Source organism: Aliivibrio sp. S2TY2, assembly GCF_028765525.1.
Lineage (GTDB): Bacteria > Pseudomonadota > Gammaproteobacteria > Enterobacterales > Vibrionaceae > Aliivibrio > Aliivibrio finisterrensis_A.
In genome coordinates, this window is sequence record NZ_JARACS010000015.1 from 64,295 (window position 1) to 85,748 (window position 21,454).

A 21,454-nucleotide genomic window follows, 5' to 3' on the forward strand; every position below is an offset into this window, starting at 1 on the left:
GTCATTCCATGCAAGTCAATTCAGCTCAACGTAAACAAGGTGGCTTCACCCTATTAGAAGTGATGGTTGTTATCGTTATTCTTGGTGTTTTAGCCAGTTTAGTCGTACCAAATTTACTTGGTAACAAAGAGAAGGCCGATCAACAAAAAGCGATCACTGATATCGTGGCATTAGAAAATTCATTAGATATGTACAAGCTAGATAGTAGTGTTTATCCAACCACAGACCAAGGGTTAGAAGCATTAGTTACTAAGCCTACATCAAGCCCTGAACCTCGTAATTACCGCGCAGATGGTTATATTCGTCGTTTACCAAATGACCCATGGGGTAACGAGTATCAATACTTAAGCCCTGGTGATAACGGCACAATTGATATCTTCTCATTAGGTGCTGATGGTCAAGAAGGCGGTGAAGGTGCCAATGCTGATATTGGTAACTGGAACATGCAAGACTTTCAATAAGTCATAAGCGCTAGATAAGAATAATGATGAAGATAAAACGTGAGGTTGGGTTTACCCTAATCGAAATTATGTTGGTATTGGTATTGCTATCGGTCAGTTCGATGGCAGTCATCATGAGCCTTCCTGATAGTCAAGATGACCAGATGGAAGAGCAAGCCTCACGTTTTTATCAGTTAGTTCAGCTTCTTAATGAAGATGCTTTGCTCAATGGGATGGATTACGGTATTTACTTTAACCAAGAGCGACAAGAATATCGCTTTATGACGTTAACGGTAGATGGCTGGCAGCCTCTTGAGAAAAACCGCTTTTTTACCGAAGTGAAAATGAAAGATACCTCTGTTGAATTTGAGATGGAGCTAGGTGGTTCAGCATGGGCTGATGATGATCGCTTATTTGAGCCGGGATCCTTGTTTGATGAAGAGATGTTTGCTGATCTCGAAGAAGATAAAAAGCCAATACCACCGCAAGTGATGGTGTTATCGAGCGGAGAAGTGACGCCTTTTGTCGTGACTTTGTTTCCTGGAAATGAACGCGGTAATCTTGATGATAAAACATGGGAAGTAAAAGTTGATGAATCTGGTGTGATCCATTTGTTTGCACCGGGAGATGAGCGAGATGAAGCGTAACTTTTCTTTACGAAAAACCAAGCAAGGTATGACTCTGTTGGAAGTACTCGTGGCACTTGCTATTTTTGCGACCGCTGCTTTGAGTGTTTTACGGTCAGTGACTCAGCATATTAATACCTTAGGCTACCTAGAAGAAAAAACATTCGCGGGAATAGTAGTAGATAATCAAATGACGCTGATGATGTTAGATAAACCACCGACAGTGACCAAAAAAGGGGAAACAGAATTAGCTGGACGAACGTGGTATTGGACGGTATCTCCGGTAAAAACAACCTCTGATATTTTAAAGTCAGTGGATGTGTCGGTATCGACCAATAAAGATCAAAAATCCCCATTAATCACGGTGCGAACGTATGTTGCACCATAATGCCTCCCGCTCTTTAACTAAAGGCTTTACGTTGATTGAAGTGATGGTCGCCATTGCGGTTTTTGCTACCTTGAGCTTTTCAGCGTATCAAGTGGTGAATCAAGTTCAGCGTAGTAATGAATTATCTTTAGATAAAAGCGAGCGTATTAAGCAACTTCAACGCAGCTTGGTCTTTTTAGATAACGATTTTCGTCAAATAGTAGCTCGTCCATTTCGAACCAATGGCGAAAAAGCGTCAGATAAATTATTGTCTGCGGATGAGTATTTATTGGACTCTGAATCTCAAGGTATTTTATTCGTTCGTTTAGGATGGAAGAACCCACAACAGGCTTTTCCTCGTGGTGAGATCACCAAAGTCGGCTATCGCCTAGTTGAAAATACCATTGAGCGTTTGTGGTGGCGTTATCCTGACACACCTGTAGGGCAAGAGCCGGTGGTTACGCCATTAATTGATGGGGTCGAAGCGCTTAAATTTGAATTTTATGATGGTAATAAATGGTTAAAAATATGGGACGTTAAGAAGCAATTACCTAAAGCAACTAAGGTTATTATTACCTTTAAAGATTATGGTAATGTCGAACGAATCTACTTAACCTCAGGATTTAAAGCCGAAGAAAACGCAAATCAAAATGACAGTACATCGCAAGATAAAGGTGAGTCATGATGAGAAATAAAAGAAACTATTTAGCTCATCACTCAAGAAAACAGCAAGGTGTTGCGTTGATTGTGGTTTTGTTGTTGCTTGCGATTATGGTGACCATTGCGGCTCAAATGTCAGAACGTTTGTTTATTCAGTTCCATCGAGCACAAAATCAAGTGAACCATCAACAGGCCTATTGGTATTCTGTTGGGGTTGAAGCATTAGCAAAAGCGGGTATTGAAGAGGCCTATAAAGATGGCGATACCATTAATTTAAGCCAAGCGTGGGCAACGGAAGAAACGACTTATCCACTGGATTATGGCGAAGCGTTTGGTGGTGTAAAAGATAAGCAAGCCTGTTTTAATCTGAATGCATTGAGCAGTGTTAAAGCGAATAGCGACCCATCTCAGCGTCCATTTTTAGTTAAAGTATGGATGAATTTATTGGAATCGGTAGAGGTTGAAAATTACCTTGCTGAAGTCATTGCGGATTCGACATGGGAATACATGGATGAGAATGATACGGTACAGTCAATTTCAGGCGTCGAAGACAGTACTTATCAATCGTTTAAGCCTGCTTATTTAGCGCCAAACGGTTGGATTGGTGATGCTAGTGAGTTGCGAGCAATTAATGGGGTAACCGCTCAAGTCGTTGAGGCTGTTTCACCTTTAGTATGTGCAATACCAAGCAGTAATTTCTATTTGAATGTAAATACCGTGGCTCCTGAAAACGCCAATATTTTAGTCGCTCTGTTTTCTCCTGGATTAAGCGAAGATAACGCTCGGGAAGTATTAGAGAACAGGCCTTTTGATGGTTGGAGTAGTGTTGATGATTTTTTAGCTGAAGGGCCAATAAGTCAAGTCGATGCCAATACTCGTAAGCAGGCAAAAGCGTATTTATCGATAGACAGTCAGTTTTTTGAGTTAGATGCTCAAGTATTAGTAGAAGATTCGCGCGTACGTGTGCGTTCTTTATTGCATAGTAGTGATAAAAAAGTGGTGAACGTTATCCGTCGCCAGTATGGAGGAATGAGTGAGCGAACATCTGATAATAAGGCTGAATAGTCAGCCATCAGATCCCATTCAATGGATAGTCTGGTCACCAGAAAATAAAGAAGTGATAGCATCTGGAGAGTTAAACTCTGCGGAAGAACTGTCTTCGTTATCGCAATACAGCGATCAACGTACCGTTTCGGCACTATTACCCAGCAGCGATGTATTATTGCGTGAGGTAGCAATACCAGAAGGCGCAGCTCGACAATTTTCCTCTATGCTCCCTTTTATTGTTGAGGATGATTTAGCGCAAGATGTGGATGAGTTGCACATTGTTATCTTGCAGAAAACTAACAAAATCGCTCAGGTTGCGATTGTTGAACATCAAAAAATGGAGCGGTGGTTAGAACAATTAACTGAAGCGGGTATCTACACAAAACGCTTCTTGCCTGACGTATTAGCTCTGCCTTTTCATCATGATGGCGCAAGTATGGTTGAGTTTAATCAACAATGGTTACTGCGTTTTAGTGAGTATCAAGGCGCGATTGCTGAGCAAGAATGGTTGCCGATGTTATTGGATGGCCTCGTTGCTGATGCCGCTAAATCCTCTATTGGTGACAAAGAGCAAGAAACGAGTGAAGAAGGGTCGGATGAAGATTCATTGGCTTATACGCTTCATAGCTATTCGCCTTGTGAGATCGATGTAGCGAATACCAAACACATTAAAGAGTCACCTGAGTTGGTGATGCAATTATTGGCTGAGGGAGCGCTTGCTTCTAAAGTGAATGTGTTAAGTGGTAAATATCGCCCTCAATCGTCATGGCGAAAGCATTGGCGTGTATGGCAAAAAGTCATCTTGGCTTTTGGTTTGGTTATGGTGGTTTTTGTGGCTCAACACATTGCTGAAGTTCAAAAATTAGAACAACACAGTATTGCGTTGAGAGCTGAGAGTGAACGAATCTTTAGAGATGTATTCCCAGGAAAACGCAAGATCCCAACAATGAGCTACTTAAAGTCTCAAATGAAAAATGAAGAAGCGCGCTTGCAAGGTGGCTCAGGTGGTGACGATTTACTGACTTGGATGTCAGAGCTTGCGCCATATTTAGCAAAAGTGCCTCAAGTGAAATTACAGAGTTTAAAATTTGATGGCAAACGAGATGAGTTGCGACTGCAAGCCAGTGCGTCAGATTTTCCTTACTTTGAAAAACTAACGTCAGAGTTAAGTGGACAATTTGAGGTTGAACAGGGTCAACTTAATAAAAACCAAGACCAAGTCTTTGGTGCGATTGTTATTAGGAGAAAATAATGAAAGCCTTTATGACATGGTGGCAAAGTATTTCACCAAGAGAGCGAATGCTAGTTAGTGGTGGTAGTGTTGCGTTAATTATTGCTGCTATTTATTGGGGTGGCATTAAACCCCTAAACGATAGAGCAGATCTAGCACAGAATCGCATTAACAGTGAACGCAGTTTGTTAACTTGGGTACAGAAGAAAGCGGACACGATTGTGACCTTAAGAGGCGGATCATCAAAAGGTTCGCAAGTAGCGAATCAACCGATGAATCAAGTGATCCCAAGCAGCACTCGTCAATTTAAAATTGAATTGGTCCGTATGCAACCTCGCGGTGAGCAAATGCAAGTGTGGGTAAAGCCTCTGCCCTTTAATTCATTAATTAATTGGCTTGCCTATCTGAGAGATACTCAAGGTATTCACGTTCAATTTTTAGATTTAAATAAAACCGATGTTGAAGGCATGGTTGAAGTAAATCGCCTTCAATTAAGTAGAGAGTGATCATGAAGTTTAAATTATTAATCGCAACGGTCTTCTCTACCTTTTTTACTTTTAGTGCATTACTGCACATGCCTATTCAGTGGGTTGTTGAGCAAGCCCCAAAGGTAAGAGGGTTAGCGTTGGTTGGTTTATCTGGTACGCCATGGAAAGGACAGGTTGATTCACTGTCATGGCAACGAGTGAACTATGGTCAACTGCAATGGCAGATTGACCCTATGGCGATATTAAAGGGCCATGCGGTATTTTCAGTACGTTTTGGTCGTGGTAGTGAGTTAGAGTTACGTGGTAAAGGAACGGTTGGTTATAGCGTATCAAAAGGGGCTTATGCTGAAAACATGGTGGTCTCACTTCCTGTCGCTAGCATTATGAATCAAGTGCCGATGGCGTTACCGGTGTCTTTACAAGGGCAAGCAGAAATTAGCATTAGTTATTTTCAACAAGGACAACCTTGGTGTAAACAAGCTACGGGTGAAGTGGTTTGGTCAGCAGGTAAGATAATCTCCCCATTAGGGAATATTGACCCAAATACAGCGATTGCTGATGTCACTTGTGTTGATAACAAGGTGAGCTTGAGCAGTAAACAATCATCAGAAGATGTGGGCAGCGAGTTTGATGTTGTGTTGAACCCAAATCGTTCTTATCAGGTTAATGGGTGGTTCAAACCTGAAGCCAGCTTCCCATCTAGTTTAAGAAGCCAACTTAAATGGCTAGGCAAGCCAGATTCAAAAGGGCAATATAGAGTGACTTATTCAGGACGTCTGTAAGGAAATACAATGGCTAAAAAACAATTGCCGACAATTTTAGATAAACGCGTTGAAGCACAATCAAAGTTGTTTTGTATTGAATCGGTGGATTTACGCTTTTCTAACGGAGTGGAGCGTACCTATGAAAGAATGAAACCAAGTGGTCGTCATGCTGTGATGATGGTGCCTATTACTGAACAAGGTGATCTGTTATTAGTCAGAGAATATGCAGTAGGCACAGAAAGCTATGAGTTAGGTTTTCCCAAAGGACTTATTGATCCAGGTGAAACACCATCAGAAGCGGCAAACCGAGAGTTAAAAGAAGAAATTGGGTTTGGTGCTAAAACATTAACACCATTAAAAGAACTGGTTCTTGCGCCTTCTTATTTCTCAAGCAAAATGACTCTTTTTGTTGCCCAAGGTCTTTACCCTGAACAGTTAGAAGGCGATGAGCCAGAGCCGTTAGACATCGTTCGTTGGCCTTTAGCTCAAGCTTCTGAGTTGCTACATCATTTGGATTTTTCAGAAGCAAGAAGCATTAGTGCACTCTTGCTTGCTCAACAATTTTTATCTAAGGAGTAATATTGATGGATTTAACACTTTCACATCTACTTCCTGAAGTGATCAATATTGCACGTGCATCAGGGCAACTTATTCTCGATATCTATGAGAAAGGTGATTTTGAAGAGTTTACTAAATCGGATCAAACACCTGTAACCAGTGCTGATTTAGCTGCGCATAAATTAATTATAGAAAAGCTCTCTCAACTGACTCCAGAGATCCCAATTCTGTCAGAGGAAGATGCTGACATTGCGCTAGAACAACGAGCGCAATGGGATCGCTATTGGTTGGTAGATCCACTGGATGGCACGCAAGAATTTATTGCTCGCAGTGGCGACTTTGCCACTATTATTGCTTTAGTTGAAAATAATCGCCCAGTGATGGGAGTCGTATATGGCCCTGTTTCTGGCGTGACTTACTATGCTTATGAAGGCAAAGGGGCATGGAAAATTCCAGATATGGATGAAAGCATTCGTATCAGCACCCTAAAGCATGAAGAAGAAAAGCAACCCATAGCCATCGCGATAAGTCGCCGTCAGAACATTAATAATATTACTCGTTGTATGAGTGCTGAGTGGAATTATGATTTAGTGCCTTTAGGCTCTGCAGCATTAAAAGCTTGCTTGGTTGCTGAAGGCGCAGTGGATTGTTATTTACGTTTAGGCCCAACCGGAGAGTGGGATACAGCGGCGACACAGTGTATTGTTCAAGAAGCGGGTGGTCGTATATTATCAACCGAACTAGTCCCTCTTTCTTATAATGAAAGGGAGTCGCTAGAGAATCCTAACTTTATCGTATTAGGCGATGAAAATTTGCCGTGGGATCAAATTTTAACGTGCAAATAATAAGATCTACTCTTGATAAATAAATTATTAAGCTTGTTATAATGTCAGAATGTAACTCGAAAACTATGTGACTTGAACAGAATTCTGCTCGAAAAAAATTGTGTTTCAGAGTACAATCCTTAATCATACTAATTTAGTCAGGTATTACTTGTGTCTTCAATCAATATTACTGAAAGTGCCCAAGAGCATTTTGCAAAACTTCTAGCACAACAGCCAGAAGGGACAAACATCCGTGTATTCGTGGTTAATCCGGGTACTCAAAACGCAGAGTGTGGCGTATCTTACTGTCCACCTGAAGCAATCGAAGCGAATGATACTGAGCTGAAGTTTGAAAAATTATCAGCGTATGTTGATGAGTTAAGCTTACCTTTCCTTGAAGATGCTGACATCGATTATGTTACTGACAAGATGGGCTCTCAATTAACTCTGAAAGCACCAAACGCAAAAATGCGTAAAGTAAATGATGATGCGCCTTTATTTGAACGTGTAGAGTATGCAATTCAAACTCAAGTTAACCCACAACTTGCTGGCCATGGTGGTCACGTAAGCTTGATGGAAATTACTGATGCAGGTGTTGCAATCGTTCAATTTGGTGGTGGCTGTAATGGTTGCTCAATGGTTGATGTGACACTAAAAGAAGGCATCGAAAAAGAATTGTTGGTTCAATTTGAAGGTGAACTAACCGCAGTTAAAGATTTAACTGAGCATGATCGTGGTGAGCACTCTTATTACTAAGAGTTTAGCTTAACCCATGAGTTAAAAAGGTGAGTAGATACTCACCTTTTTTGTGTCTGTTATTTATGAGAATAAGACTATTTATGCATTTGAGTAGATATCTCGCTCACCTAACCAACGCAAAATAATGGCTTTAGCATTTTTTGGGTAGCTATCATGTAGGTGGCGTGCAATACGTTGTACTTCAGGAATTAAATGCTGATCTCGCACTAAATCTGCAATTTTAAAATCAGCCAATCCGGTCTGTTTGGTTCCGAGTAATTCACCTGGGCCTCGGATCTCTAAATCTCGCTGAGCAATTACAAAGCCATCATTACTTTCACGCAAAACACTCAGACGTTTCTGAGCGGTTTTAGATAGTGGAGAGTGGTAGAGTAAAACACAATGGCTAGCCACAGAGCCTCGACCAACTCGGCCACGCAATTGGTGCAATTGTGCCAAACCAAGACGTTCAGGATTTTCGATAATCATTAAGCTTGAGTTAGGTACATCAACCCCGACTTCAATAACCGTAGTGGCCACTAACAAGTGCAGTTTCCCTTCTTTAAACTCCTGCATGATTTGTTGTTTTTCTTTTGATTTCATTCGACCATGAACTAAACCAATATTCAGTTCAGGTAACTGTAATCGTAATGCTTCAGCCGTATCAGAGGCGGCTTGGGCTTCTAGAACTTCAGAGTCATCAATAAGGGTACACACCCAGTAGGCTTGTCGGCCATCATTTATGCAGGCATTTCTTACTTTATTCACGATTTCGTCGCGTCTTGTGTCTGGTAAAGCGATGGTTTGAATTGGTGTGCGACCAGGCGGAAGTTCATCAATTACTGATGTCTCTAGATCTGCATACGCCGTCATAGCTAAGGTTCTAGGAATAGGCGTTGCTGTCATGATCAGCTGATGCGGATAGGCGCCATTTTTTTCACCTTTCTCACGTAGCTCTAAACGTTGATCAACACCAAAGCGGTGTTGTTCATCAATAATGACTAAAGCAAGGTGATGAAACTCAACGTGCTGTTGAAAAAGTGCGTGAGTGCCCACTATCATTTTCGCTTCACCATTAGCAATGCGAGCTAATTCTTTCTCTTTTGCTTTACCTGTTAATTTGCCAGCTAACCAGCCAACGGGGATGCCCATACTTTCAAACCAATTGCCAAAGTTTACTGCGTGCTGCTCTGCTAATAATTCGGTAGGGGCCATTAGCACCACTTGATAACCATGCTCAATCGCTTGTACGGCTGCGAGTGCGGCAACTAAGGTTTTACCTGAACCCACATCCCCTTGAACCAATCGCATCATAGGGTGAGGCTTAGCCAGATCCTGCTCTATTTCTGCTACAACCCGTTGTTGGGCTCCTGTTGGCGTAAATGGTAATTGATCTAATAGTTTCTGTTTTAAATTCGTCACTGTTGCTAATGGTAGTGCGTCTTCTTGCTGGCCTTTACTACGCACTGAAAGCATGGATAGGTTTTGAGCCAATAGTTCTTCTATGATCAATCGTTGTTGTGCTGGGTGTTTTCCTTCATCAAATGCGTCAAGATTAATTGAAGGATCAGGGCGATGAATAATATGCAAAGCTTGGTTGAGTGTAATTTGGTTGTTATACAAACCTTGGGGTAGTAATTCAGTAACAGCGGCTTTATCTAGCAATTCTAATGCTTGGTCGGTCAAGCTACGTAGCGTGTTTTGGCGCAAACCATCGGTGGTTGAATAGACAGGTGTTAGCGTGGCTTCTATATCCAAAGATTTAGAAGGAGTATGGAATTGATATTCAGGATGAACGATCTCTAAACCACTTCCGCCACGTTTAATTTCACCATAGGCATGAACCACTTTTCCTTCACTAAAGCTGTTTTTTATTCCCGCATTGAAATTAAAAAATCGCAGTGTAATAGTGCCATTACCATCGCTAATTTTAACCAATAGCATTTTACGTTTGCCAAATTGCATATCACAAGACATAACCTTGCCTTGAACGGCGGCAAATAAACCAGAATGAACACGAGCCATTGGATAAACACGGGTTCTGTCTTCATAACGAAGAGGAAGGTGGAAAAGTAAATCTTGAATGCTGACCAACCCAATTTTTTCGAGCTTTTCTGCTACCTTGGCTCCAACACCAGAAAGAGAGGTTAATGGAATAGCAGAAAGCATTGCGTTGGTCATAATGAGGTCCCTAGATTAATCTCGCTTTAAAGCAAAGTGATGAAATTTACGCCCTTGATAGGTCATTATACCTTTATCTCCTGGGTTTAGAGCATGAAAATAGTGAACACCAACTTCAAATTCTCTTTTGGGGCCAAATTTTCCTTTTTGAACGTAAATCCAGAATTCTTGATCTTCTTCTCCTTGCTGTGCATCGGGTATTTCTACGATTTGTTTATCCAGAATGGTGACTTCTGTTTTCATTTCAGGAGCGTTATCACCCAAGATAAACTTAGTTTGAAATCGTTGGAATAAGAGTGCGGCAACTAAAATAAAGATGAACAACAGAACAATATAAATGGCAGGCATGATTTTCCTTAAACGTGCGAGTAAATAGAGCCGTGGTTATTTTAACTTTTTTATTAAGATAGATAAGGAGTATTTTCCCAGTTTGTGCGGATTTTCCGGTTATTTTATATATATTGTTTACTCCAGAATGAAATGTGATAGGAACTGAGATCTGGCTCGAATACTATTGATTAAAGATCTCCTATTATTTGATGAGAAAAGTATTAAAAGATGAGTGTGTGCCAAATAGAAAGAATTAATCTCAACGATCAGAAAGAGAAACGGATTTTAGAGTGGTATAAAGGAAATCAAGAAATTCAAAGTAAAGGATTAGGAGAATTGTATGTCTGAGATTGATCTTGTTGTAAAACAAAGTCGAAAAATTGAGTCTTTATTAAGGACACACTATCACGCCGAAGGAAAAGGACTTCATCAGCTTATTACCAGTTGTGAGGAGCGTTTACCTCATGAGGTGATTGGTCGATTACGCTTTATTGCAACAATGAGAAATAAAGTTGTGCATGAAGAAGGGTATAAGTTAGAGGATAAATCGGGGTTCAAAGAGACCTGTAAAGAAATGACTGATATTTTAACGCCTAGAGCGAGTCGTTTTTTATGGAAACTCGTTGTCGGTATTGTACTGCTTTCGACGCTGGCTTCATTAGCTATCTATTTGATTCATTGGGATAATATAAAGCATTTGTTTTGAGGTATTTATTTCAGACATAAAAAAACGGACGCAAATGCGTCCGTTTTTTTATATAAACTTATTTGAATGTATATTAGTACATCATTGGCAGGGTCATTAGTCCAACAACTACTGCGATCATCATAAGTCCTTGTTTTTGCGATGAAGTAATCATTACTATGCTCCTTTAATGTCTTCTATCATTGCTTGACAAATAGAATAACACTGTTTTTGGTTGTTGATCAAGTGCATATTGCTCAAAAGCCTAAAAAAATAACTTTTCTATGACAAAAGTAGTAGTTTGGTCGCTTGTTTAGGTGTGTTTTTATCTGTTGATATTATGATTTTTTGTGTGTTTTAAATGTAAAATCAACATAAGCACTTGATTTGTATCGTTAATATTGTCTTTTTTATGGTTTGTTTATTGAGCATCTATTTTTGTTCTTATTTCTTGGCTTATCTTCTTGATGTTGCCCTACCTCTTGTTTTCTGTTTTTTGTAGAGTCTATATGGTGGGGTTGTTATTGATATTGATGTTACTAACCTGTTTGAGTTTGATAATTTTGATTAAACCTACTTTTACGATGAGGTGTTTTTTTCATCATTAATTTTGGTATTATAATCTAAGCCTATATAACTCATTGTTATTAGTAGGTAAGTTGTGTTTTTTTGTGTTTTTTAACTGTTGACTAATTAAGCGTTATTTAGCTTAGTTGACGTTTTGGTGATTTGAGTCTGCGTATGAGGGAGATAAGCCCTTATAGTAAAGTAATTCTGTAGTTCAGCAGGGAGGGGGAAAGAGGTAAATGGTAGTCTTTTTCTGTTTTTGCTATTCTATTATTTGTATCTAACGTATTAAGGTTAATCATGAAACAAGATATTCACGGTCATACAGTACTAAACCTCTTATTGAGTGCGGAAAAACCGCTTTCTCGTTTGCAGTTAGAGGGGATGATTGAAAGTGAGTTTGGTAGTGAGGTGTGTTTTCATACGTGCAGTCAGCAAGGACTAACATTAACTGAGTTGCTTGATTTTCTTTTATCTAAAAAGAAAATTGTAGAGTTGGATTCTGGGTTAACGGCAAATCCAGAACGTATTTGTCATCACTAAAGGCAACAAGCTTTAGTACATGAAAACAAAAAGGTCGCATATAAATGCGACCTTTTTTATAAGTAAATAGCGTCTCTAGATATGAGTAAAATAGCTTGTAATGCCATCTAAGAACATTTGTACTGAAATCATCAGTAATAGCATTCCCATTAGTCTTTCAATGGCAGCTAGGCCTTTTTCGCCGACGATACGTTGGAATAGCTCTGAGAACATTAAAATAACGGTAGTTAAGGACCAAGCGCCTAATAATGCCAAGCTCCAATCAAGCATTCGATCAGGTTCTTGATGAGCAAGTAATAATAATGTGGCTAGAATTGATGGCCCTGCAATCATAGGAATGGCTAATGGCACAATTAGTGGTTCATCCCCCGCCCCTAAGCTAGCGCCTAACCCTCCCTCTGGTGGAAAGATCATTTTTAAACCGATTAAGAATAAAATAATCGCTCCAGAGATAGATACTGCTTCTTTTTTTAAGCTTAGAAAATTTAAGATCTGCTCTCCCATGTAGAGAAAAGACATCATGATCGCAAGAGCAATAAGAAGCTCTCGAATTAAAATAATACGTCTTCTTTTCTTTTCTACGTGTTTAAGAATAGAGGTAAAGACAGGTAAGTTACCCATTGGATCCATGATCAAAAAAAGCATGACGGCTGCGGAAAGAGTTTCCATAAATGAGTACCAAAATTTAAATCATAAAAAGTAGGGTAAGATCATAACATATATATTTATTTGAGATGGGGGAGAAGCGTGACATTAATGCGTAAAAAAGGAGCAACATGTACTCCTTTAATGAATGATAAATTATTTATCCATCATGTGTTTTTTTCTGATATCCAGTAAGGCAAAAACACCAAAGATAAGAATGGACCACTTCTCCCATCGACTCATTGATATTTTATCCCCAAATGCGCCAATGAAAATTAGCATTTGTAATCCGTGCATCATAAATAAAAACGCAGTCAGAATATAAAGCGCAATCGCTCCAGTTCCTGGAAAGGGCATAAATAAGTTAAGTAATAGCATTAGCCAAACAAACCCAATAGCGATTTTGGCTAGAATGATCAATCCTTTCATCTATTCTTCTCTCTCATACAATTTAAAGGTAACTTGCCCTGCGGTTTTATCACGATGTAAATGCCAATGAGCAGGAACCGGCAAGGCACTGAGTTCTTTTTCTGCTTCAATATATATCATGGCGTTTTTCGCTAACCATCCATTATTTTCTAATTTTGTTAACGTTGTTTCTAATAAATCTTTTCTAAAAGGAGGATCGATAAAAACCACATCAAAGGGGGTTGCCGTTTTATCTAAAAAAGTGAGAGCATCGGTATGATGAATCTCGATATTATCGGCTTTTAAACTTTCCGCGTTTTGTTTTAATTGGGAGTAAGCTTGTTTATTTAGTTCAAGCATGACGACAGCTTCCGCACCACGAGAAGCCGCTTCAAAGCCTAAACCGCCACTGCCAGAAAATAGGTCTAAACAACGAGCGCGAGGAATATCTGGCGCTAACCAATTAAAAACCGTCTCTTTTATTCGGTCTGTTGTTGGTCTTAATCCTTCAGCATCATGCACAGGAAGTTTGCGTCCACGCCAGCGTCCGCTGATAATACGAATGCTTCCAGAGCGACCATTTGTGCCAGAAGTGCGAGATGAGTGTTGTTTACGTTTAAGCATAGATATTGTGACCGCTCAGAAAGTGATAGTATACGAGAAAATTGTACCAATTTAATTCTAGGATTTCCCAATGACAGGCAAAAAGAAACGCGGATTATTGTCTTGGTTAGGTTTTGGTGATGAAGAAAAAGCCGAACAACCAACAATAGAGCAACAATCAGCAGAAGAAGGCACTGATACTTTATCTCAAACACCGTCTCAAGAAGACAGTATTGTTGAGAGTGTAGTGGAAGACGCACAACTTGAACAGTCTAAAGAGACTGAAGCGCTTTCAGTTGAAGAAAATAAAGAAGAAAATAAAGCTTCAGTTGAAGAAAGCGAAAAGAGTGCAACAGAGTCACTAATTACAGAAATGGAGCTGGTAAATCCAGAGCCTGCAGTTGAAGTGACCGTGGAAGAAGTTCAAGAAAAACCAACAGAAAGTTTCTTTGCTCGTTTAAAGCGTAGCTTACAACGTACAAAAGAGAATATTGGTGCGGGTTTCTTTGGGTTATTCAGCGGTAAAAAAATAGATGAAGAGCTGTTTGAAGAGTTAGAAGAACAGCTACTGATTGCTGATGTAGGAATGGATACAACAGTTAAGATCATTGACAGTTTAACTGAGAAAGCCAGTAAGCGAGACCTGAAAGATGGTGAAGCGCTATATGGCTTATTAAAAGAAGAAATGTCAGAAATTCTAGCGAAAGTGGAACAACCGTTAGAAATTAATGAGAAAAATATGCCACACGTTATTTTAATGGTGGGTGTAAATGGTGTTGGTAAAACAACGACCATTGGTAAGTTAGCAAAACAGTTCCAAAGTGAAGGTAAGTCAGTGATTTTAGCCGCTGGTGATACGTTCCGTGCTGCGGCGGTTGAACAACTTCAAGTATGGGGCCAACGTAACGATGTGCCTGTAATCGCACAACACACTGGAGCGGATAGTGCGTCAGTGATTTATGATGCGATTGAAGCAGCAAAAGCACGTAAGGTGGATGTGGTGATTGCTGATACTGCAGGTCGTCTCCAAAATAAGAGCAATTTAATGGAAGAATTGCGTAAAATTGTGAGAGTAATGCAGAAGATAGACCCAACGGCACCACATGAAGTGATGTTAACGCTTGATGCCGGTACTGGGCAAAATGCCATTAGCCAAGCAAAACTATTCAGCGATGTTGCTCCAGTAACGGGGATTACATTGACGAAATTAGATGGCACAGCAAAAGGTGGGGTTATCTTCTCTATTGCCGACCAATTTCAAATCCCAATTCGTTATATCGGTGTTGGGGAAGGAATTGATGATTTACGTCCATTTGTGGCGCAAGATTTTATTGATGCATTATTTAGTCGTGAGGAATAACGCGTGATTCGATTTCAGCAAGTGTCGAAAGCCTACCGTGGCGGTCGTCCAGCATTACAAAAAGTAAACTTTCATCTTAATCGAGGTGAAATGGCTTTTTTAAGTGGTCATTCTGGTGCGGGTAAAAGTACCTTGCTGAAATTGATCTGTGCTATTGAGCGTCCAAGTGATGGCAAAATTTTATTTAATGGTCATGACATTACTAAAATTTCAAATCAAGACATTCCTTTTTTACGTCGTAATATTGGTATTGTATTCCAAGACCATAAATTATTGATGAATAGAACGATCTTTGACAACGTAGCATTACCAATGCGCGTGGAGTCAGTGCGTGAAAATGACATTAAACGCCGAGTTTCTGCAGCGTTGGATAAAACAGGTCTGTTAGATAAAGCCAAAAGTTACCCGATGCAATTGTCGGGTGGTGAGCAGCAACGCGTAGGTATCGCTAGAGCCGTGGTAAATAAACCAATGCTACTTTTGGCCGATGAGCCAACAGGTAATTTAGATCCTCAGTTGTCTCGTCAAGTATTTAACTTGTTTGCAGAGTTTAACCGTGTTGGTGTTAGCGTATTAATGGCATCTCACGATTTATCTCTTATTGGTGGTAATAAATATCGTCGCTTCGATTTACATCAAGGTTGTTTGCGTGAGGTAGCAGATCATGGCTAAACATAAACCTAAAAACACCCAAGGAGCATCTAATGATGGTTTTTGGGCGACACACAAAAAACAAGCTAAACTTTCTTTTCAAGAGTTATTACGTCGCCCTTTAGGTAATTTATTAACGCTTGCTGTGATAGCAATGTCATTGACGTTACCATCCAGCATGTATTTAGTCGGTAAAAACTTAACGATAGTCGCTTCTAAATGGCAAGCGCCTTCACAAGTCAGTTTGTACCTACAACAAGAAGTTGCTGAGTCTAAAGTTCAAGATTTAAAAAGTGAACTTGAAGGCTGGAAAGAAGTTGAGGCGGTTAACTACATCTCTCCACAAGAGGGATTAAAAGAACTCAGTGAGCAATCTGGCTTCGAGCAAGCACTTACTTTACTTGATAGCAATCCGCTTCCTGCAGTGTTAATTGTCTCTCCTAAGAGTGATTGGCAAGATAAGGATAAAGTAAATCAATTGGTGAATCGCCTTAAGCAACAGTCGTATGTGAATGAAGTACGTTTAGATGATGATTGGCTAGTTCGATTAGAGGCGATTAAACATGTCGCTGTAGTCGTTGCAACAACACTCGCTATCCTTATGTTTGTCGCTGTTTTCTTGATTGTGGGTAATACGCTACGTTTTAATGTGCTAGAGCAGAAAGATGAAATCCAAGTAATGAAATTGGTTGGTGCTACCAATACTTTTATCTTACGTCCATATTTATATACGGGTATGTGGTTTGGATTATTGGGTGGATTTATTGCTTGGCTATTTACTGCCATCATTACCGTTACGCTGAATGGGGCCGTAGATAATGTTGCGGTATTATATGAAAGTGTATTTAGATTAGTTGGACTGACATGGGATGAAAGTTTGTTATTACTGATGTTATCGTCCTTTTTAGGTTTATTTGCTGCGCGTATTTCAGTATTACGTCATTTAAAAGAAATTGAGCCGGTATAGCGTTTATATGCACAAATAACCTAGAACGATCATTTATCTGATCACGATCTTACGAAACCGTTAATTCTTTGAATTAACGGTTTTTTTGTGTTTTTTTTGTTAAAAAGTGAACTTAGTTAACAGAAGTGAGTCCATAAAGTGTGGATAATTCTCCGCCTTTCACTTGCAGTCTGCTTATTTTAAGTACATTATTGCAAGGTTAAGTTAAGTAATACCAAGAAATAAATGGGGATTTGAATGTCGAAAGAGATGTATTCAATGGCAGCCGTTTCACAAGATAGCATTGATAGTTATCTGCGTTCTGTTAATAGTTATCCGATGCTAACAGTGACAGAAGAGCGTGAACTGGCCGAGCGTTTACACTACAAAGAAGAAATAGAAGCAGCGAAAGAGCTTATTTTATCTCATCTTCGTTTCGTCGTGCATGTTGCTCGTGGTTATTCTGGTTATGGCTTGCCTTTAGCGGATCTTATCCAAGAAGGTAATGTCGGTCTTATGAAAGCAGTAAAACGTTTCAACCCTGAAGTGGGTGTTCGTTTGGTTTCCTTTGCTGTGCATTGGATTAAAGCTGAAATTCATGAATACGTACTAAGAAACTGGCGTATTGTGAAAGTAGCAACGACTAAAGCGCAGCGTAAACTGTTTTTTAACTTAAGAAAGAATAAAAAACGCCTTGGCTGGTTTAATAACGGTGAAGTTGAAGCGGTTGCAAAAGATCTTGGAGTATCTCCTTCTGAAGTGAGAGAAATGGAGTCTCGACTTGCAGCGCAAGATTCAACGTTTGAGGCACCAGCAGAAGATGATGACCGTGATATGGCTTTCACGGCACCTGTTTATTACTTAGAAGATAAACAATCTGACGTGGCTTATTCTTTAGAAGAAGATAATTGGGAAGATTACACCAATAATCGTTTAGCAAATGCCATTGCAACATTAGACGATCGCAGTCAACATATCGTGCAATCTCGTTGGTTAGCTGATGAGAAAGTGACATTACAAGAATTGGCTGATACTTACCAAGTTTCTGCTGAACGTATCCGTCAACTTGAAAAAAATGCGATGAAAAAACTAAAAGATGCGGTTGGTGATGTTCTTTAGTTAATAAGCATAGAATAAGAATCAAATAGAAGGCTGATCTCTTTGGGGGTCAGCCTTTTTTGTTTTTAATCCCTGTGAGTTTGAGCTGTTTTTATAGTTTAAGCTGATTATTTATCTTGTGTATAACTAGGGAGTTAGCTGTTTAGATCTTGCAATATGGTTTAGAAAGCGAGATAAAATAAAGGATTAAGATAAGAACTACTATCCACACATTAAAAAGGATCCTTACTACATGTAGTGGATCTATTTTATTTAAACCACTTTATCAACGCAATCCACAAGGTTTTCCACAGGTGAGCGAAAAGTGAGCAGCTTTTGTTTGGTCATAAAAATATGTGGATAATAACTTTGTGCATAAGTTGTTTTTATCCTTACGTACTCTGTGTTTTTCTTGTGGTTAATCAGAGGTACAATAAAGAAAAAATAGAGAGTGGAAGTCAAAATGGAACAGTTTCAACATATCTCAGTAGTCGATGCTCAACATAAACTACAAAATAAAGATCTTAATGCGGTGATCGTCGATATTCGAGATCCCCAATCTTTTTCCCGTTCGCACGTCGATGGTGCATTTCATTTAACTAATGACACCATTGTTGAGTTAATGAATACAGTGGATTTTGAACAACCAGTATTAGTGATGTGTTATCACGGACACAGCAGTCAAGGTGCTGCTCAATACTTACTAAACCAAGGTTATGATGAGGTTTATAGTGTTGATGGTGGTTTTGAAGGCTGGCATAAAGCAGGGTTACCTGTGGAGAAATAAAATTATATGCAGAGATTAATCGCATTATCCAATCCAAGAGCAGGGCAGGCGTTTATTGATTATATGGCATCGAGGCATATCGATATTCGTATGATGCCAGAAGGAGATGGTCAGTTTGCGTTATGGGTGGTATCTGATGATGCTTATCTACTGGAAGTTGAGTCGGAACTTCAGGCTTTTTTAAGTGATCCTAACAATACGAAATATCAGTCTGCCTCTTGGGATATGGCTGATACACGAACAGCAAAGTTTGCTTATGGTTCGCCAGATCTCATGAAGATGATTAAAGCAAAAGCGGGATTCTTTACTTTATTCATCATGGCGGTTTGTATTGTTATTTTTGCACTGCAGCAGCTAGGTTGGAATAATTCGATTTTTCAAGCGCTGCATTTTCCTGCAAGTCAGGAGCAAAGCATGGAAGTATGGCGCTGGTTTTCTCATGCATTACTGCATTTCTCTGCAATGCATATCATCTTTAATTTACTGTGGTGGTGGCAGTTGGGTGGAGACATTGAATTACGTTTGGGGCGAGCCAAGTTAGTTCAACTGTTTTTATTCTCCGCCTTATTTTCAGGATTAGGGCAGTATTGGATAGAAGGGGCAAACTTTGGTGGGTTATCAGGCGTAGTATACGCATTGCTAGGCTATTCTTGGTTTATTGGTTGGTTAGCTCCAGAGAGAGGGATTTCTGTCTCTAAACCGATTGTTGGCTTTATGTTGGCATGGATAATTCTAGGTTATGCTCAACCTTTTATGGCCATTGCGAATACGGCGCACCTTGCTGGCTTGGTTACTGGCTGTGTGATAGCGGCAATAGACAGTAAGCTGAAAAACGCATAGAAAGAAATAAAGAGAATAAAGAAATGAGCAAGACACTTGGTGCCTTGCTCATTTTTATTTTGATATAAATATTACGATAGTATCGCTGTTACTGATAAATATATTTAGTAAACAGTAAATCTACCGCGAGCGTTTTTCCTGTCTCGGCCAGTAAAAGTTCATTGATTGCCGTTAAGCATTCTTTTCTAATTTCTTCCCTACCAGCCAATGATTTAATTCGTTGCTCTGGTTGTTGACCTAGAACCTCAACTAAGGCATTTCTAATTTGTGGATTGTGATGCTCTAAGTTAGGCAGTTCTCGATTGTCAGCCACTAGGATATCAACTCGGATCTGGATATAACCGAGCCTTTTCCCTTGGGTAACAAAGTTGGTTGTTAGGTCTGGTGCTAGTGTAAAGTAGCCCATTTGTGGGGCAACACCGTCTTCTGCAAAAGCTGCAGGGGCAAAAAGTTGGCTAATTATTAGCAGTAACCCTGCAAATAATGATTTCTTTGTCATTTTCTAATCCATTCGTCAGTCAATTTATTTTATTACTTGTTACAATAGTCGGCAGTTGTGAGAAAAAATTAACCGTTATCTCTCAATATAATCGATATATGTGAGAGATCTTATAGAGAATATGTCAGATATCAATTCTTGGTGTGCTTCTGTACTGAAAAAAGTGCAGTGGCAAGAAGCCGATAGCTTTAAGTGTCGTAACGAATGGCAGCAATATTGGTTGCTTGGGCTGGACTCATTATCTCGCCGTTTAGAGCAGCATTGCCAAGTGCTGTCTGTATCGGTTTTAGATAATACTCATATTAATCCGAGTTCATTAACCGAAGAAGAAACTAACCTTCTTAGCAAAGAGGTTTGTCTGCGAAGAAAGGTGATCTTAAAGGGCGATCAGACTTCCTGGGTGTATGGTCGCACGTTAATCCCATTATCATCGCTTCAAGACCAACCACACGACTTAACACGTCAAGGTCATGTACCATTAGGTATTACGGTCTTTAGCGCTAAGAGTGTCCATAGGGACAAGCTACAAGTCGCAAAAGTCATGACGGATAAAGGGGAGTTATTTGCTCGTCGTTCTCGTTTATGGATGAATGAAAAACCAATGTTGGTTGCAGAGTTGTTTTTACCAAATGCACCTATTTACTCAAAGGAAATGGAATCATGACCATGTCAAAAGCACAGGCGTTTTGGCAATTAACTCGAATGAATCGACCTATCGGTTCGTTATTGCTTTTATGGCCAACATTGTGGGCACTGTTTTTAGCCGCGGATGGACTCCCTGATTGGCATGTTCTGGTTGTATTTGTACTCGGTGTTTTATTTATGCGTTCTGCGGGTTGTGTGATTAATGACTTTGCTGATCGTAAAGTCGATGGCCATGTAAAGCGTACCGCTAATCGTCCGTTACCTTCTGGACTTGTTTCTTCTAAAGAGGCACTTACGTTATTTGCTGTTTTGGTGGTGTGTTCATTTTTATTAGTGTTAACCATGAATACGTTAACGATCCTGCTATCAGGAATAGGGATAGTGCTTGCCATCGCTTACCCATTTATGAAGCGTGTTACCTATTTACCTCAATTTGTACTAGGTTTAGCATTTAGCTGGGCTATCCCAATGGCGTATGCGGCAGAATCAAATCAAGTGCCACCTGAAGCGTGGTTGTTATTTGTGATTAACGCGCTATGGACGATTGCCTACGATACGCAATATGCAATGGTAGATAGAGACGATGATTTAAAGATTGGCATTAAATCAACGGCGATTTTGTTTGGTCGTTTCGATAAGCTCATCATAGGCCTACTGCAGTTAAGTGTACTGACGTTATTGATTATTCTTGGTTCTCAGTTAGCTCTTTCGAGTGTGTACTATTGGGGAGTGTTAGCTGCAGCAGGATTTTTTGTTTATCAGCAATGGTTGATTAAAGGTCGCGAAAGAGAAGCATGTTTTAAAGCCTTTCTAAATAATAATTATGTCGGTGGTTTAGTCTTTATTGCGATTAGCATGAGCGTGTTAATTTAAGTTTTCGACTACTGATAAAAGAAAAGCCAGTATGATACTTTCAATAAGAA

The 21,454-nt window shown here is 39.7% G+C and carries 27 protein-coding genes; 21 read left to right on the forward strand and 6 right to left on the reverse strand.

What is annotated here, in order from left to right:
* Positions 1–8: 8 nt before the first annotated feature.
* The 11 genes from gspG (at position 9) to nfuA (ending at position 7,761) form a co-directional block, all read left to right on the forward strand.
* The gene (gene gspG / locus PVK63_RS17560; protein ID WP_130045680.1) at positions 9–461 is read left to right on the forward strand and encodes a type II secretion system major pseudopilin GspG; all 453 of its coding nucleotides are present in this window, start codon (positions 9–11) and stop codon (positions 459–461) included.
* Positions 462–487: 26 nt separating this feature from the next.
* Positions 488–1,087 carry a type II secretion system minor pseudopilin GspH gene (gene gspH, locus PVK63_RS17565; protein ID WP_130087965.1) on the forward strand — a complete coding sequence of 200 codons (600 nt, stop codon included), beginning with the start codon at positions 488–490 and terminating at the stop codon, positions 1,085–1,087.
* Entirely contained in the window at positions 1,077–1,454 is a 378-nt protein-coding gene (gene gspI / locus PVK63_RS17570) for a type II secretion system minor pseudopilin GspI (protein ID WP_130048566.1), read from the forward strand. The genes gspH and gspI overlap by 11 nt, the downstream gene beginning before the upstream one ends.
* On the forward strand, positions 1,441–2,118 hold the full coding sequence (gene gspJ, locus PVK63_RS17575; RefSeq protein WP_130087937.1) for a type II secretion system minor pseudopilin GspJ: 678 nt from the start codon (positions 1,441–1,443) through the stop codon (positions 2,116–2,118). Before gspI ends, gspJ begins: the two co-directional genes overlap by 14 nt.
* Positions 2,118–3,158, forward strand: a complete 1,041-nt coding sequence (gspK, locus tag PVK63_RS17580) for a type II secretion system minor pseudopilin GspK (protein WP_130087964.1) — start codon at positions 2,118–2,120, stop codon at positions 3,156–3,158. The genes gspJ and gspK overlap by 1 nt, the downstream gene beginning before the upstream one ends.
* On the forward strand, positions 3,127–4,392 hold the full coding sequence (gspL, locus tag PVK63_RS17585; protein ID WP_130087936.1) for a type II secretion system protein GspL: 1,266 nt from the start codon (positions 3,127–3,129) through the stop codon (positions 4,390–4,392). The genes gspK and gspL overlap by 32 nt, the downstream gene beginning before the upstream one ends.
* Positions 4,392–4,877 (forward strand): type II secretion system protein M, encoded by a 486-nt coding sequence (locus PVK63_RS17590; RefSeq protein WP_130045685.1) that lies wholly within the window; start codon positions 4,392–4,394, stop codon positions 4,875–4,877. Before gspL ends, PVK63_RS17590 begins: the two co-directional genes overlap by 1 nt.
* 2 nt (positions 4,878–4,879) lie before the next feature.
* A complete protein-coding gene (locus PVK63_RS17595) occupies positions 4,880–5,641 on the forward strand; it encodes a type II secretion system protein N (RefSeq protein WP_130087935.1) in 762 nt (253 codons plus the stop codon).
* Between the two features lie 9 nt (positions 5,642–5,650).
* Positions 5,651–6,202 carry an ADP compounds hydrolase NudE gene (nudE, locus tag PVK63_RS17600; RefSeq protein WP_130087934.1) on the forward strand — a complete coding sequence of 184 codons (552 nt, stop codon included), beginning with the start codon at positions 5,651–5,653 and terminating at the stop codon, positions 6,200–6,202.
* A gap of 5 nt (positions 6,203–6,207) precedes the next feature.
* Positions 6,208–7,026 carry a 3'(2'),5'-bisphosphate nucleotidase CysQ gene (gene cysQ / locus PVK63_RS17605; RefSeq protein WP_065623375.1) on the forward strand — a complete coding sequence of 273 codons (819 nt, stop codon included), beginning with the start codon at positions 6,208–6,210 and terminating at the stop codon, positions 7,024–7,026.
* A gap of 150 nt (positions 7,027–7,176) precedes the next feature.
* Positions 7,177–7,761 (forward strand): Fe-S biogenesis protein NfuA, encoded by a 585-nt coding sequence (nfuA, locus tag PVK63_RS17610; RefSeq protein ID WP_065623374.1) that lies wholly within the window; start codon positions 7,177–7,179, stop codon positions 7,759–7,761.
* Positions 7,762–7,842: 81 nt separating this feature from the next.
* Here the strand turns inward: nfuA and recG are convergent, their stop codons facing one another.
* Both recG and PVK63_RS17620 read right to left on the reverse strand, forming a co-directional pair.
* Positions 7,843–9,924 carry an ATP-dependent DNA helicase RecG gene (gene recG / locus PVK63_RS17615; RefSeq protein ID WP_130048560.1) on the reverse strand — a complete coding sequence of 694 codons (2,082 nt, stop codon included), beginning with the start codon at positions 9,922–9,924 and terminating at the stop codon, positions 7,843–7,845.
* A gap of 15 nt (positions 9,925–9,939) precedes the next feature.
* Positions 9,940–10,272: a DUF2500 domain-containing protein gene (locus PVK63_RS17620; RefSeq protein ID WP_065623372.1), complete on the reverse strand. Its 333-nt coding sequence runs from the start codon at positions 10,270–10,272 to the stop codon at positions 9,940–9,942.
* Positions 10,273–10,594: 322 nt separating this feature from the next.
* Here PVK63_RS17620 and PVK63_RS17625 point away from each other — a divergent pair, with 322 nt between their 5' ends.
* Both PVK63_RS17625 and PVK63_RS17630 read left to right on the forward strand, forming a co-directional pair.
* Positions 10,595–10,960, forward strand: a complete 366-nt coding sequence (locus PVK63_RS17625) for a DUF4145 domain-containing protein (protein WP_130045690.1) — start codon at positions 10,595–10,597, stop codon at positions 10,958–10,960.
* An 846-nt stretch (positions 10,961–11,806) separates the two neighbouring features.
* Positions 11,807–12,049 carry a YecH family metal-binding protein gene (locus PVK63_RS17630; protein WP_130045691.1) on the forward strand — a complete coding sequence of 81 codons (243 nt, stop codon included), beginning with the start codon at positions 11,807–11,809 and terminating at the stop codon, positions 12,047–12,049.
* 75 nt (positions 12,050–12,124) lie between these two features.
* Here PVK63_RS17630 and PVK63_RS17635 read toward each other — a convergent pair whose 3' ends face one another.
* From PVK63_RS17635 to rsmD, 3 genes are all read right to left on the reverse strand, one after another.
* Positions 12,125–12,718 (reverse strand): YhgN family NAAT transporter, encoded by a 594-nt coding sequence (locus PVK63_RS17635; protein WP_130045692.1) that lies wholly within the window; start codon positions 12,716–12,718, stop codon positions 12,125–12,127.
* Positions 12,719–12,850: 132 nt separating this feature from the next.
* Positions 12,851–13,123 (reverse strand): DUF1145 domain-containing protein, encoded by a 273-nt coding sequence (locus PVK63_RS17640; RefSeq protein ID WP_130045693.1) that lies wholly within the window; start codon positions 13,121–13,123, stop codon positions 12,851–12,853.
* On the reverse strand, positions 13,124–13,726 hold the full coding sequence (gene rsmD / locus PVK63_RS17645) for a 16S rRNA (guanine(966)-N(2))-methyltransferase RsmD (RefSeq protein WP_130045694.1): 603 nt from the start codon (positions 13,724–13,726) through the stop codon (positions 13,124–13,126).
* A gap of 70 nt (positions 13,727–13,796) precedes the next feature.
* On the opposite strand from rsmD, the gene ftsY reads away from it, so the two are divergent.
* From ftsY to glpG, 6 genes are all read left to right on the forward strand, one after another.
* Positions 13,797–15,065, forward strand: a complete 1,269-nt coding sequence (gene ftsY, locus PVK63_RS17650) for a signal recognition particle-docking protein FtsY (RefSeq protein WP_130087933.1) — start codon at positions 13,797–13,799, stop codon at positions 15,063–15,065.
* A 3-nt stretch (positions 15,066–15,068) separates the two neighbouring features.
* Entirely contained in the window at positions 15,069–15,737 is a 669-nt protein-coding gene (gene ftsE / locus PVK63_RS17655; RefSeq protein WP_130045696.1) for a cell division ATP-binding protein FtsE, read from the forward strand.
* Entirely contained in the window at positions 15,730–16,683 is a 954-nt protein-coding gene (ftsX, locus tag PVK63_RS17660) for a permease-like cell division protein FtsX (protein WP_130087932.1), read from the forward strand. Before ftsE ends, ftsX begins: the two co-directional genes overlap by 8 nt.
* Before the next feature lie 237 nt (positions 16,684–16,920).
* Positions 16,921–17,781, forward strand: a complete 861-nt coding sequence (rpoH, locus tag PVK63_RS17665) for an RNA polymerase sigma factor RpoH (protein ID WP_130049227.1) — start codon at positions 16,921–16,923, stop codon at positions 17,779–17,781.
* Between the two features lie 442 nt (positions 17,782–18,223).
* Positions 18,224–18,547 carry a thiosulfate sulfurtransferase GlpE gene (gene glpE, locus PVK63_RS17670; RefSeq protein WP_130045699.1) on the forward strand — a complete coding sequence of 108 codons (324 nt, stop codon included), beginning with the start codon at positions 18,224–18,226 and terminating at the stop codon, positions 18,545–18,547.
* A gap of 6 nt (positions 18,548–18,553) precedes the next feature.
* Positions 18,554–19,387 (forward strand): rhomboid family intramembrane serine protease GlpG, encoded by an 834-nt coding sequence (glpG, locus tag PVK63_RS17675; protein ID WP_130049226.1) that lies wholly within the window; start codon positions 18,554–18,556, stop codon positions 19,385–19,387.
* Between the two features lie 88 nt (positions 19,388–19,475).
* On the opposite strand, the gene PVK63_RS17680 is transcribed toward glpG, so the two are convergent.
* Entirely contained in the window at positions 19,476–19,886 is a 411-nt protein-coding gene (locus tag PVK63_RS17680) for a flagellar basal body-associated protein FliL (protein ID WP_130049225.1), read from the reverse strand.
* 121 nt (positions 19,887–20,007) lie between these two features.
* Between PVK63_RS17680 and PVK63_RS17685 the strand changes: the two genes are divergently transcribed.
* Both PVK63_RS17685 and ubiA read left to right on the forward strand, forming a co-directional pair.
* Entirely contained in the window at positions 20,008–20,550 is a 543-nt protein-coding gene (locus tag PVK63_RS17685) for a chorismate lyase (protein WP_130049224.1), read from the forward strand.
* Positions 20,547–21,404, forward strand: coding sequence for a 4-hydroxybenzoate octaprenyltransferase (ubiA, locus tag PVK63_RS17690; protein WP_130049223.1), 858 nt, complete (start codon positions 20,547–20,549; stop codon positions 21,402–21,404). Before PVK63_RS17685 ends, ubiA begins: the two co-directional genes overlap by 4 nt.
* The last annotated feature ends 50 nt before the right edge of the window (positions 21,405–21,454 follow it).

What these genes read in the sequence shown, in the direction of transcription:
- cysQ (WP_065623375.1), top strand. Translation starts at nt 6,208, where the DNA reads ATGGATTTAACACTTTCACATCTACTTCCTGAAGTGATCAATATTGCA.
- nudE (WP_130087934.1), top strand. Translation starts at nt 5,651, where the DNA reads ATGGCTAAAAAACAATTGCCGACAATTTTAGATAAACGCGTTGAAGCA.
- PVK63_RS17680 (WP_130049225.1), bottom strand. Translation starts at nt 19,886, where the DNA reads ATGACAAAGAAATCATTATTTGCAGGGTTACTGCTAATAATTAGCCAA.
- rpoH (WP_130049227.1), top strand. Translation starts at nt 16,921, where the DNA reads ATGTCGAAAGAGATGTATTCAATGGCAGCCGTTTCACAAGATAGCATT.
- rsmD (WP_130045694.1), bottom strand. Translation starts at nt 13,726, where the DNA reads ATGCTTAAACGTAAACAACACTCATCTCGCACTTCTGGCACAAATGGT.
- PVK63_RS17640 (WP_130045693.1), bottom strand. Translation starts at nt 13,123, where the DNA reads ATGAAAGGATTGATCATTCTAGCCAAAATCGCTATTGGGTTTGTTTGG.
- glpE (WP_130045699.1), top strand. Translation starts at nt 18,224, where the DNA reads ATGGAACAGTTTCAACATATCTCAGTAGTCGATGCTCAACATAAACTA.
- recG (WP_130048560.1), bottom strand. Translation starts at nt 9,924, where the DNA reads ATGACCAACGCAATGCTTTCTGCTATTCCATTAACCTCTCTTTCTGGT.
- PVK63_RS17625 (WP_130045690.1), top strand. Translation starts at nt 10,595, where the DNA reads ATGTCTGAGATTGATCTTGTTGTAAAACAAAGTCGAAAAATTGAGTCT.
- glpG (WP_130049226.1), top strand. Translation starts at nt 18,554, where the DNA reads ATGCAGAGATTAATCGCATTATCCAATCCAAGAGCAGGGCAGGCGTTT.
- ftsX (WP_130087932.1), top strand. Translation starts at nt 15,730, where the DNA reads ATGGCTAAACATAAACCTAAAAACACCCAAGGAGCATCTAATGATGGT.
- PVK63_RS17630 (WP_130045691.1), top strand. Translation starts at nt 11,807, where the DNA reads ATGAAACAAGATATTCACGGTCATACAGTACTAAACCTCTTATTGAGT.
- gspI (WP_130048566.1), top strand. Translation starts at nt 1,077, where the DNA reads ATGAAGCGTAACTTTTCTTTACGAAAAACCAAGCAAGGTATGACTCTG.
- ftsY (WP_130087933.1), top strand. Translation starts at nt 13,797, where the DNA reads ATGACAGGCAAAAAGAAACGCGGATTATTGTCTTGGTTAGGTTTTGGT.
- PVK63_RS17595 (WP_130087935.1), top strand. Translation starts at nt 4,880, where the DNA reads ATGAAGTTTAAATTATTAATCGCAACGGTCTTCTCTACCTTTTTTACT.
- PVK63_RS17590 (WP_130045685.1), top strand. Translation starts at nt 4,392, where the DNA reads ATGAAAGCCTTTATGACATGGTGGCAAAGTATTTCACCAAGAGAGCGA.
- gspG (WP_130045680.1), top strand. Translation starts at nt 9, where the DNA reads ATGCAAGTCAATTCAGCTCAACGTAAACAAGGTGGCTTCACCCTATTA.
- PVK63_RS17685 (WP_130049224.1), top strand. Translation starts at nt 20,008, where the DNA reads ATGTCAGATATCAATTCTTGGTGTGCTTCTGTACTGAAAAAAGTGCAG.
- PVK63_RS17635 (WP_130045692.1), bottom strand. Translation starts at nt 12,718, where the DNA reads ATGGAAACTCTTTCCGCAGCCGTCATGCTTTTTTTGATCATGGATCCA.
- gspJ (WP_130087937.1), top strand. Translation starts at nt 1,441, where the DNA reads ATGTTGCACCATAATGCCTCCCGCTCTTTAACTAAAGGCTTTACGTTG.
- ubiA (WP_130049223.1), top strand. Translation starts at nt 20,547, where the DNA reads ATGACCATGTCAAAAGCACAGGCGTTTTGGCAATTAACTCGAATGAAT.
- PVK63_RS17620 (WP_065623372.1), bottom strand. Translation starts at nt 10,272, where the DNA reads ATGCCTGCCATTTATATTGTTCTGTTGTTCATCTTTATTTTAGTTGCC.
- gspK (WP_130087964.1), top strand. Translation starts at nt 2,118, where the DNA reads ATGAGAAATAAAAGAAACTATTTAGCTCATCACTCAAGAAAACAGCAA.
- gspH (WP_130087965.1), top strand. Translation starts at nt 488, where the DNA reads ATGAAGATAAAACGTGAGGTTGGGTTTACCCTAATCGAAATTATGTTG.